The sequence below is a fragment of the bacterium genome, from assembly GCA_027622355.1.
GTDB lineage: Bacteria > UBA8248 > UBA8248 > UBA8248 > UBA8248 > JAQBZT01.
Genome location: JAQBZT010000003.1, coordinates 20,659 through 31,915, shown reverse-complemented (window position 1 = coordinate 31,915; position 11,257 = coordinate 20,659). Strand labels below are relative to the sequence as shown.

The window sequence follows — 11,257 nt, the reverse complement described above, 5'->3', positions numbered from 1 at the left end:
GCGATCTCGGCCCTGCCCGGCGCCGCCGGATGGATAACCGCGACCTTGGCCCCGATCTCCGTCATGGCCCGCAGGGCGGTTTCAACGCGCCGAAGGGTTTCCGCCCGCACGATCTCATCCGGGTGGGCCAGGGAGAGCCACCGGCCCGCGCGGGCCTCCTCCAGATGGGCGTAGAAGGGCGCATGAAAGCTCACCGGGCGCAGGCCGAGCTCATCGAGCCAAGACCCTACCTCGCGGACCCTCCGTCCGTCCCCGTAGTCCATGTGGGGGATCATGGCCCACAGCTCGACTTGCTTGAATCCGGCCTGCGCCACAGATTCAAGATGGGCCCGTGTCGCGGCCTCGCTGGCGAATAGATGTGCCGAGAGCGAAAACGGCGGCTTCAACGAGAGACCTTTCGGCGGGGGAGCGAAAGAAACACCATATAACCCAACACATTATAGGAAGCCCATCCGGCCGGGGCAACGCGGGCGGGCAGATGCGCGGCATCGCGCCGGAAATCATTTGACAGCCCAGGGGCGCGTCCCTAGTATCGGTCCGACCATCGGACCAGAATCACCTCTGAAAGTGTTTTTCTTATTCCATCGCGGCGAGTCATCGTTTCAAGGCATCGCCGCGAGCCTTTGATGGCTGCCGGGCTCTTGCGCGCCGGCGGTGGAGATGACGAACTTGCTCCGCCCGGTGAAGAAAACCCGCATCTACGAAGATGTAGTGGCGCAGGTTCAGCGCCTCATCCGCACCAAAAAGCTCTCCCCCGGCGATCGCCTTCCCTCCGAGCGCGAACTCGCCGCTACGCTCGGCATCGGGCGCCCCTCGGTCCGCGAAGCGCTCCGCACGCTGGACAGCATGGGGCTCATCGAAGTGCGCAGCGGCCAGGGGGCCTTTTTGCGCGACATCGGCCTCAATCCCTATCTGGCGAGCATTCGGGAGAGCCTCTCTTTTCTCCTCGATGTGAAGGAAGACACCTTCCTTGAGTTGTGGGAGGTGCGCCAGGGCCTTGAGGAGCAGATCGCCCCGCTGGCGGCCGAGCGGCGCGAAGAAAAGCATCTCGAGAAGCTCCGCGCGCTCACCCGGGAGATGCACGATGCGATCGACTCTCCCGAGTCCTTCATCCGGGCGGGGGTGACGTTTCACCGGACGCTGGCCGAGGCGGCGGACAACGCCGTCCTCCTGACGGTCTGGGAGGCCATCGCGGGGCTGATCGAAAAGAGCCAGCGGCGGATCATCGGCATTCCCGAGCAGGCCGGCCAGGCGGTGGCCCAGCACGAGGCGCTCCTCGCGGCGGTGATCTCGGGCGATCGGGACGCGGCGCGGCGCGCCATGCGCGAGCACATGGAATCAGAGGGCAGGCATTTACGGGCCGCCCTTTCGGGTCGTTTTCACGGCACGCGCAACGGCAAGGCACCAGATTGAGGGGAGGGAAAGCCAGAATCCATCCGGCTGGAATCTTCATTCGGTTTCCGTGAACGGAATCTGCTTTCGGGACAGATTCGATAACCATCAAGGAGGTACGAGGAATGGTGGAACTCAGCAAACAGGGCATGCCGCTCGATTTTCTGCAGAAATCGCACTACACGTCCCCCCGCCGCGTCTACAGCCAGACGGGCAGCGACTGGCAGCGCCGGGTGGACTTCGACAAGATGCGCAAGGATCGGCTCCAGCGCGCCAAGGACATGATGGAAAAGCACGACATGGACGCGCTCATTATGTTCAAGGGCGAGAACATCCGCTACACCTGCTCGGTCTTCCAGGGGAACTGGAAGAACAACATCTTCATCCGCTACGCGGTACTCTGCCGCGGGGCGAAAACCCCGGTGCTTTTCGAGACGGCGGGCTCGGACTTCGAGTGCGCGCGGATCGACGCCCCCTGGCTCGAGGGCAACATCCGCCCGGCCATCACCTGGAAGTGGTCCGAGACCGCCGAGCAGATGATGGTCAACCGGATGGTGGACTCGGTCATTGACGTTCTGAAAGAGGGCAATATCCCCCTCAACGGCAAGATCGGCATCGACATCATGGACTTCCAGGCCTACAGCGCCTTCACCGAAAAGGGTGTGAATCTGGTGAACGCCTGGCCGGTGATGAGCGAGGCGCGCGTCATCAAGACCCCCGAGGAGATCGAGTGCCTCAAGATCAGCTCCACCATCGGCGACACCTGCATGTGGAAGATCCGCCACGAGTGGCTCAAGCCCGGCATCCGCGAGTGCGACCTCACCGCGTGGGTGAACAACCTGCTCTACGAGGAGGGCTTCGACTTCGTTTACGATATCATCGTGGCCTCGGGCGGAAACACGAGCCCCTACCGCAGATGGCACACTGACAAGATGATCCGCGAGGGCGATCTCGTCATCGTGGACATCAACGCTATCGGCCCGGGCGGCTACTTTGTCGATTACGTGCGCTGCTTCAAGACGGGCGGCGACTGGACGAAGAAGGAAAAAGCGCTCTACCGCGAGGTGTACGATTCGATGTACGCCGGCCTCGTCAATCTGAAGCCGGGCGCCACCTCCAAGGACGTAGCCTCCCAGTTCCCCAAGTACGCCGACGACAAGTACGGGACGGTGACGCTCCAGCAGTTCGCCCACTCCATCGGCCTCGACCTCTATGAGGGCATGTGGATCAGCCGGGCCTACAGCCTCGAGTATCCGGTCGAGATCAAGGAGAACATGTATTTCGCCATCGAGACCTTCGCCGGCCACCCCGGCCTGCCGCAGACCGTCCGCCTCGAGGAGAACGTTCTCGTCGGCGCCGACGGCCCGATCGTCTTCACCGGCATGCAGCACTACGATGAGTGCATCAAAGACTCGCCGTACTTCGACTTCTGCAACAAATCGCGCGGCGAGGCCCGCTTCGAGTAGCGGACGAATTTCTCCAGCGGGGGGCAATCGCCCCCGCCGCCGGAGCTTCCCATTTCGATAGAGAGGAGATTTGGGAGATGAGAGAACCCTGGAATACCGACATGTGGTACACGAGCCCCTGGAACTTCGACAAGGAAGTCCGGGATACCGTGCATTTCGACCCCCACCCCAAGCTGCACGACGTCAGCCTGCGCGACGGCGAGCAGCAGACCGGCATCGTTTTCACCAAGGACGAGAAGATCCGCATCGCCGAGGCGCTCGCCGACGTGGGCATCCACCGCATCGAGGCGGGCATGCCGGTCGTCTCGAAGCAGGACGAGCAGGCCATCCGCGAGATCGTCAAGCGGCTCGAGGGCTCGAACACCGAGGTCTTCAGTTTCGCGCGCTGCATGAAGGACGACGTGAAGCGCTCGGTCGATACCGGCGTCAAGGGCATCGTCATGGAGGTGCCGAGTTCGACCCACATCATCGAGCGGGCCTACAGGTGGGACCCCCAGAAGGCCATCGACACCTCGGTGGAGGCAACGCTCTTCGCGAAGGAAAACGGCCTCTACGTGGTCTTCTTCCCGATTGACTTCTCACGCGCCCCGCTCGACTGGGTGCTCGGGATGCTCAGGAAGGTGGCGACCGATGGTCACATGGACGCCCTCGCCATCGTGGACACCTTCGGGGGGCTGGCGCCGCACACCGTGCCGCATCTGATCAAGAAAATGCGCGAGGTGTTTCCGGACACGCCGTTCGAGCCGCACTTCCACGATGACTTCGGGATGGGCGTGGCGAACACCCTCATGGCGATGGCGGCCGGCTGCCAGGTGGCGCAGACCTCGGTCACCGGCATCGGCGAGCGCGCGGGCAACTGCGCCTACGAAGAACTTGCCCTCGCGATGCTGACGATGTACGACGTGGACATGGGCCTCAAGACCGAGAAGTTCGTCGAGGTCTCCCGGCTCGTGACCGGGCTCGCCAGGGTGGCCGTCCCGCCCAACCGCTGCATCGTGGGCGAGCATCTCTACGACATCGAGAGCGGCATCATCGTCAGCTGGCTCAAGAACGCGGGCGAGAAGTGGCCGACCGAGCTCGTGCCCTTCCGGGCGGGCCTGGTCGGGCAGAGCGAGCCCAAGCCGGTCATCGGCAAGGGCAGCGGCATCGATTCCATCAACCTGTTCCTCGATGAGCTGGGCATCAAGGCCACCGAGGAAGAGAAGATGGCGCTCCTGGGCGATGTGAAGGAGAAGGCGCTGAAGGAGAAGCGGCTCCTCACGATGGATGAATTCAAGGCACTCGCCGGCGCGAAGTAGCGGCTTACTGGCAAGGCGATCAAGGGGGCGGCCCTCGGGCCGCCCTTTTTTTTGATTGTGCGCCCGCCCCCTAACAGAAAGGGCAGCTTTTAATGGTTTGTATGTTATGGGGCTGCATATTTTTTGAGGTTTGGTTTTTGTGCGGGGTTGAATTTTTGTGATATTTTGATTTTGCAACGCGAGATTTTCTCGTATGAACGGACCGTTCTGAGGCATCCCGAATCGAGAGAATATGTTTGCGGAATGGCCATATGAGCGGCGGCACGCGCGAGCGCTTTTTTCGTTTCCTTTGTCATTTTGTTGCCCGGGGGAATACCCTGAAGAAGGAAACGGTAATCTTCATCAAAAAGACAATCTACTAAGAGGAGCACCTTATAGATTCCCTCATTCCCTGAGAGTGGCACGGGCGGTTTGTCCTTTCGTGCCCTGCCCGCAAGGCACCGGCAGCAAGCTGTCATTGGTACACGATCAAGGGGGTGCAAACTACTTACCGCTCCCCGTAGTAAGAGGTTGACGGCGTGAGAAAGAAAGACATCATCCGGTTGGCGTTCCTCACTCTACTGGTGGTGTTCATTGCCGCGGTGCTGTGGGAGTTCGTGTTTGAGGAATTGATCTCTTGGAATTTCCTGCACCCTGAGGAGAGAGAGGCCGAAGAAACCGTAGCGGAGCATTGGGAATTTGTCCTTACGTCCGTGATTTTCGCCGCGATCGCGCTGAGCATCTCGACGATGGTGTCGCTGAAGCTCTTTGTTGAGCGCCTCCGGACCGATGAATCGCTCGCCCGGGTCAGGGAGTTGCTGCAGGAAACAACCCAGCTCAAGGAGTTGTTGGAGGGTAAAACGGGAGATCTGGAGAGCGCAAATTTAAATTTGCAAGAAGCAAAAAAATTGGCCGAGACTGCCAGCCGTGCGAAGAGCGAGTTTCTGGCCAACATGAGCCATGAGATCCGCACTCCCATGAACGGCGTCATCGGCGCGACGGGCCTTTTGCTCGAAACCCCGCTCACGGATCGCCAGCGGCAGTACATGGAGATCATCCACTCCTCGGGCGAGAATCTTCTCGCCATCATCAATGACATCCTGGACTTCTCCAAGATCGAAGCGGGACAAATATCCATCGAGGTTTCTTCTTTCAACCTGCTGGATGAGGTCGAGGAGACGGTGCATGCCTTTTCCGCCGAGGCGAAGGAAAAAGGGGTGGAACTCGTCCTGCGCTTTCCGCTTGAGATGCCGCGGCATTTCATGGGGGACAGCGGGCGGGTCCGCCAGGTTCTAGTCAATCTGGCGGGCAACGCCATCAAGTTCACGCACGAGGGGCATGTTCTGGTGGCGGTGGAACTCCTGGAGAGGGAAGGGGACAACGTCCGGTTCAAGGTGTCTGTGCAAGATACCGGGATCGGCATCCCCGAGGATATGTTGCCGTCCGTCTTCGAAAAATTTACGCAGGTGGATTCCTCATCTGCCCGCGGATTTGGCGGAACGGGGCTGGGGCTTTCTATCTCCAAGCAGCTCGTTGAGCTCATGGGCGGAACCGTTGGCGTAGAGAGTCAGCAGGGCGTGGGGTCCACCTTCTGGTTTGTTCTTTCGTTGCACATTGATGAACAAGCGCAGGCGGTGTCCCATCCCGACGCGGACTTGGCAAATCTGCGCGTCCTCGTCGTGGCCGCCAACGCGGTCACCCGGAGCGTCCTGCACGAGATGGTCACGGGCTGGAACATGCGCAACGGCAGCTTCTCTTCCGGCGGAGAAGCCCTCACCGCGCTTCGCAGGGCCCATGCGGCGAATGACCCTTTCCAAATTGTTATTCTGAATCAGGCAACGGCGGACATAAACGGGGTTGCCCTGGCGCGCGAAATTCAGGGTGATCCTACTCTCCGGGAATTGCTCTTGGTGATGGTCGGTTGGGAGGAGATCGAGGAGGCGGCATTGGAAGAAGCCGGAATATCCGCCTTCGTGGAAAAGCCTGTCCGCCCGTCCCAGCTCATGGATGTCCTGGCCACCGTCTGGAAGGCGAGGCGGCCGGCCGGGGCCGTTGCTCCGGACTTTGAGCCGAAGCCGAAGACAATCCGCTCGCTCAAGAGGAGAAGATTGTCACTCGAAACGCCGCTCCTCTCTTTCTCCCCGGCGCGGATCCTTTTGGCCGAGGACAATCCCGTCAATCAAATCGTCGCAAGGGAAATGCTGACGAGCGTCGGCTGCCGCGTGGATGTTGCCTCCGATGGAAAGGAGGTGCTCGAGATGTTGGAGATATTTCCTTACGACGCGGTATTCATGGACTGTCAGATGCCGGAGATGGATGGATACGAGGCGACGCGGGCGATTCGCCAAAAGGAGGGGGAAGATCGCATTCCCATCATCGCCATGACGGCCAACGCCATGCTGGGCGACCGGGAGCGGTGCTTCGAGGCGGGGATGGACGACTATATTGCCAAGCCGGCGAAGCTGGAGGAGGTGGTGAACAAGCTCCAGCGCTGGCTGGAGGGGAGGGTGCAGGTGCAGGCCGCGCCTTCGGAATCAGAAAGGGCCAGCCAAGGGCCGCTCGACCTTTCCCGGCTGGAATCCTTGGCCGCGCTTCAGAAGATGTCCGGCTCCGATCTCATCGGGGAATTGGCGGCGCAGTTTTTTTCTGACACCCTCCGCCGGCTCTCGGCCATCCGTGAAGCCCTGGAGGGAGAAAACGCGGAAGAGCTCGAGCGGGTGGCCCACAGCTTAAAAGGGAGTAGCGGCAACCTGGGCGCATGGCGCATGCAGGAACTCTGTGAAGAATTGGAGCAGCGGGGGAGGAAGGGCGAAACGGGTCTCGCCGGTGACCTTTTGGCAGAGCTGGAGAAGGAATATGCGCGCGTGAAGAACGCGCTCGAGTCCGAACCGTGGAAAGACATGTGAGGAGCGGGAGAGCGGCCCAAGGCAGTGGGGGGCGGCCCTCGGGCCGCCCCCTTGCGTTCTCCGGCGGGTGCCGCGCCGCGGCGAGATCTGTTGAAAAAACAGTGGCCAAGCGTCAACCACTGGCCCGGCTGGGCGAAAATTTTGTGTATTTTATTGATTTTATTGTGGTTACTTCACTTGCCTCCAAATGAAGCACTCTGAAATAACCTTTTCAATAATGTTGAGTTAAAGGATGCAGGCACAGGGTTTTCCCCAAGTTTTCCACAAAATGTGTGCGTAAGTTCCCAAACGAAACTCTTCTGCGCGCGCGCCCGGTGCGGGCAGCATGGCCTGCGTTCAACGCCCAAGAATTCAAAAACATCGGTTTCCTTCACGGCGGCCGATGGCCGCGTACGCTTTTCCCCGAATGGTCCATGCCATATGATGGCGTGGCCCTGACAACAAAAGAATGTTCCCGCGCGCCCTTTTCGTGCGGCGTTCCTCTGGAGTGGAAATATGAAGGCGGCTTTGCTCGAATCCCCCCACCGGATGAACGTGGGAGGGCAACCCGATCCCCAGGTCCTGGTGGGCCATGTTCTGGTCCAGGTGGCGACCTCGGCCATCTGCGGCACGGACGTCTCGATCTGGGCGGGAAAGATGCCCTCGAACATGCCCCTCATCCCCGGGCACGAGTGCACCGGCGAGGTGGTGGAGCTGGGCGCGGGGGTGAGCCGGCTGAAGAAAGGCGATCGCGTCGTCCTCGACCCGACGACCTCCTGCGGTACCTGCCACTACTGCGTGCGGGGCTTCACCAACCTCTGCCTGGCGGGCGGTCTGCGCGGCCGGGAGGTGCCCGGCACCTTCGCCGAGTATGTCGCCGTCAAGGAGACCGAGGCCTACGTCATCCCCGACAACGTGAGCTACGCCGCGGCGACGAATTTTGTCGGCCTCTATACGGTCGTTTACGCTCAAAGGAAGGCGCCCTACATCCCCGGCGGGAAGGTGGCCGTTATCGGGCAGGGGAGCAGCGGACTCCTCCACACCCAGCTGGCCAAGGTCTCCGGCGCCGCCGGTGTCATCGCCATCACGCGCAGCAAATGGAAGCTCGAGATGGCGAAAAAGCTCGGCGCCGATCACATCGTTCCGGCCGGCGAGGTGGACCCCATCCAGGCCGTGCGTGATCTGACGGAGGGCCTCGGGGCCGATGTCGTCATCGAGACCGCCGGAACGGAAAAAACCATGCAGCAGGCCTACGAGATGGTCCGCCCGGGCGGCGCCATCCTCCAGTTCGGCATCGGGCCGGAGAAAGTAGGCGGCATCCCGGCGCAGGCCTACTACTTCAAGGACATCACCGTCATCGGCTCGCGCGCGGGCCTCGCCGAGGATTTCGGCCGGGCGATTGCCCTCGTTGCATCGGGGAGGATCGATCTTGAGCCGATTGTCACCCATCGCTTCCCGCTGGATGACATCCAGAAGGGTTTCGAATTCATCGAGGGCGGCGGCGACGGCGCCACCCTTCGCGGGGTGATCGAGATCGGAGAAAAGAGCTAACGGTTTTTTCGCTATCACGGTTTCATTTTTCCTGAGGAATCCCCATGCCGTTCGAACATCCCTATATCCGCATCCGCGATCTGAAGCCCGTGAAAATGGACGCGGGCGAGGGCTGGTCCATCTCCGAGTTCCGGGTGGTCATCAGCGAAAAGGAAGGCTGCTCCTCCACCATGTTCCACGCCGTTTTCGCGCCCGGCGATGTGCACCACAGGCACCGCTTCGAGGGCTGCGACATGATGTACTACATCGTGAGCGGCCACGGCCTCGCGGGGGCGGGGCCCGACCGGGCGGAGGTCCACGCCGGCCACTACCATTTCATCCCCAAGGGGGTAGAGCGCTGGCTCGTGAATCTCAGCCGGAACGAGCCCCTCGTCATCCTGGGTCTTTACGACCGCGCCCCCAGCCCGGGCGCCGCGGGCTATGTGTACGCCGGCGAGGTCACCGATGCGGACCGGAAAGCCCCGCGCACGCTCGACACCGCCAAGCTCCAGTATCCCCTCGTACATCAGGACGCCGTGCCCCTCGTCAAGGTTTCGAAGGAGCAGGGATGGACGCAGGATTATTTCTGCGAGCCCTTCAACCGCAGCCACGGGGTGGGGAGCTGCTGGATGTACGGTTACTTCGGCCCCCACACCGTTCACATGAAGCACCGCCACGACAACTGCGAGGAGATCTGCTACATCCTCAAGGGCCATGGCCTTGCGGGCGTGGGCGCGGACCGGGGCGAGCTGGTCGCGGGCGATGTCCACTACATCCCCGCCGGAACCGAGCACTGGCTGGCGAATCTCGACGATGAGGAGGATCTGGCCGCCCCCGGCTGGTACATCGGCGTCGGCGGGCTGGATGAGAGCGGTTTTAACTACATGGGCCCGGTGACCGGGGAAGACCTCAAACAGCGAACGGGCGCGCTTTAGATCGAATTCATGCTCCTTTCAAGGGGGGTAATAAGATGAATGATGAGAGCAGTGATAAAGACAAGGAAGAGCTAAATTTATTGAAGTTGCAAAAAGAGGTATGGGAAAAGGCAGTAGATACCCAAATGCATTTTAATGAGATGTCCGTGAAGTCAAGACAATTGGGGTTGTCGTTCGTTGTTGCTGCGCTCGCGTTGGCCTTTATTTTGCTGAGCCGGCGACAAGACTTTTGGGTGTCATTTTGGAATGTTGAAATTCACATTTCTGGAATACTTGTTTTAATATCTGCCATGGGGTTGTTCGCGGTCAAAAGATTAGATTTGGGAGTTTATCATCAGATGCTTCGTGGAGCTGTTAGGTTTGGTGGGCAATTAGAAAAGGAAGTTTTACGCGAAAAACTCATGAAGACTCCAAAAGGGATGACCGAATTCATTACTTTGTACAGTCAGAACAGCGACATTGATCCAAATACATTTAAGGGGACCTCTAAAAACCGCCTGATTTCCCCCCGATTTTATGTCGTAGCCGCATTCTAGCCATAATCTGAATCCATTTCCCGCCTTATTTACGGCCATCGGAACTCCGAGGAGCCTCCTGATGGCCGATTTTCCCTCATGCGGCCGCAGGTATCCCGTTTCTCGCCAACCAGACAAGGCGGCGCATGTTGTAGACCAGGTTCATCATTCCGATCTTGGTTCGGGCCCTGGCAATGCCAATCGTGCGAACCAGTTTGCCGCCCATGGCGCTTTCCTGAAAACCGAAGACATGCTCGACACGGGCCCGGACCCTGGAGCGGCGGGCATTCACCTGGCGCTTGTGCTTCGATAAGGGTTTGCCCCGTTTGCCCCGCCGATGCACTTGGCTGATAAAACCGTTCTCCTTCAAGCGGCGCTCGGCATCCCCTGAGCGATAGGCGCTGTCGGCCCAGACCTTCGAGCAGGTGTTCTCCTCGTCCAGAAGGTTGTCGAAGAGCTGGCTGTCATGAACGGCGGCGTCGGTCACCTCATAACGGCGAACCAGCTTGTGGCGGCGGTCCACGTTCACATGGTTCTTGTAGCCGAAGTGACTCTTGCCGTGCTTCTGGGTCCAGCGGGCGTCCACATCTTTTTGAGCCCGTTTATGGGGCCTGGCCTTCCAGGCGCCGGGAACCTCGCCCGCCTTGATCGCTTCGTTCTCATCGCGGCGGTTGCGTTGCACCGGAGCGCGCACGATCGAAGCATCCACGACCTGGCCGCCCATGGCCAGGAACCCCTCATCCCGGAGCACCCGCTCAAAGCGCTCGAACAATGCCTCAACCACACCCGCCCGCGTCCAGTGCTCCCTGTAGAGCCAGAGCGTCTTCGCGTCCGGCCCCTTGTCCCCCAGGCCCAATCCCAGAAACCGCATGAACGACAGGCGGTCCCGGATCAGATATTCCGCCGCGTCATCTCCCAGGTTGTACAGGCTTTGCAATACCAGGCTCTTGAACATCATGACCGCATCCATCGGAGGGCGCCCGCCCAGGCTCCGGTCCTTGCGCTCTAGCGCATCCTCGAGAAGGGGACGGAAATCCTCGAACAAAACTATCTGGCTCAAACGCTCAAGCGGGTCGCCTCCATCACTCAAAAGCGCGTACCGATCCTCAAGATCGAAAAATCCTGGCTGTGCCGTCATCTTCCATCCTCCGGGGCGGGAGGCCTCTATTGGATCACATCAGAGATAAAATAGGGGAGGTTTTTAGAGGTGCCCTTACAAGAATGCATGTAAAGTTTCTTTGAAGTCACATTGAATCA

At 60.3% G+C, this 11,257-nt stretch carries 9 protein-coding genes; 7 read left to right on the top strand and 2 right to left on the bottom strand.

Going from position 1 to position 11,257, the window contains the following annotated elements; genetic code table 11:
* On the bottom strand, positions 1–386 hold a 386-nt coding region (locus O2807_00565), incomplete at its 3' end, for a TIM barrel protein (GenBank protein ID MDA0998993.1).
* Positions 387–660: 274 nt separating this feature from the next.
* Between O2807_00565 and O2807_00560 the strand changes: the two genes are divergently transcribed.
* The 7 genes from O2807_00560 (at position 661) to O2807_00530 (ending at position 10,021) form a co-directional block, all read left to right on the top strand.
* Entirely contained in the window at positions 661–1,413 is a 753-nt protein-coding gene (locus O2807_00560) for a FadR/GntR family transcriptional regulator (GenBank protein MDA0998992.1), read from the top strand.
* Positions 1,414–1,517: 104 nt separating this feature from the next.
* On the top strand, positions 1,518–2,858 hold the full coding sequence (locus O2807_00555; protein ID MDA0998991.1) for a Xaa-Pro peptidase family protein: 1,341 nt from the start codon (positions 1,518–1,520) through the stop codon (positions 2,856–2,858).
* A 77-nt stretch (positions 2,859–2,935) separates the two neighbouring features.
* Positions 2,936–4,156 (top strand): pyruvate carboxyltransferase, encoded by a 1,221-nt coding sequence (locus tag O2807_00550; GenBank protein MDA0998990.1) that lies wholly within the window; start codon positions 2,936–2,938, stop codon positions 4,154–4,156.
* Positions 4,157–4,674: 518 nt separating this feature from the next.
* Complete coding sequence (locus O2807_00545) at positions 4,675–7,041, top strand: response regulator (protein MDA0998989.1); 2,367 nt, start codon at positions 4,675–4,677, stop codon at positions 7,039–7,041.
* Positions 7,042–7,536: 495 nt separating this feature from the next.
* Complete coding sequence (locus tag O2807_00540) at positions 7,537–8,571, top strand: alcohol dehydrogenase catalytic domain-containing protein (GenBank protein MDA0998988.1); 1,035 nt, start codon at positions 7,537–7,539, stop codon at positions 8,569–8,571.
* A 44-nt stretch (positions 8,572–8,615) separates the two neighbouring features.
* A complete protein-coding gene (locus tag O2807_00535; protein MDA0998987.1) occupies positions 8,616–9,485 on the top strand; it encodes a cupin domain-containing protein in 870 nt (289 codons plus the stop codon).
* 35 nt (positions 9,486–9,520) lie between these two features.
* Positions 9,521–10,021 (top strand): hypothetical protein, encoded by a 501-nt coding sequence (locus tag O2807_00530; protein ID MDA0998986.1) that lies wholly within the window; start codon positions 9,521–9,523, stop codon positions 10,019–10,021.
* A 76-nt stretch (positions 10,022–10,097) separates the two neighbouring features.
* Here O2807_00530 and O2807_00525 read toward each other — a convergent pair whose 3' ends face one another.
* Positions 10,098–11,138, bottom strand: coding sequence for an IS5 family transposase (locus O2807_00525; protein ID MDA0998985.1), 1,041 nt, complete (start codon positions 11,136–11,138; stop codon positions 10,098–10,100).
* Between the last annotated feature and the right edge of the window lie 119 nt (positions 11,139–11,257).

Coding starts and splice junctions, on each gene's coding strand:
- O2807_00540 (MDA0998988.1), top strand. CDS start 7,537: ATGAAGGCGGCTTTGCTCGAATCCCCCCACCGGATGAACGTGGGAGGG.
- O2807_00535 (MDA0998987.1), top strand. CDS start 8,616: ATGCCGTTCGAACATCCCTATATCCGCATCCGCGATCTGAAGCCCGTG.
- O2807_00550 (MDA0998990.1), top strand. CDS start 2,936: ATGAGAGAACCCTGGAATACCGACATGTGGTACACGAGCCCCTGGAAC.
- O2807_00560 (MDA0998992.1), top strand. CDS start 661: ATGACGAACTTGCTCCGCCCGGTGAAGAAAACCCGCATCTACGAAGAT.
- O2807_00525 (MDA0998985.1), bottom strand. CDS start 11,138: ATGACGGCACAGCCAGGATTTTTCGATCTTGAGGATCGGTACGCGCTT.
- O2807_00530 (MDA0998986.1), top strand. CDS start 9,521: ATGAATGATGAGAGCAGTGATAAAGACAAGGAAGAGCTAAATTTATTG.
- O2807_00555 (MDA0998991.1), top strand. CDS start 1,518: ATGGTGGAACTCAGCAAACAGGGCATGCCGCTCGATTTTCTGCAGAAA.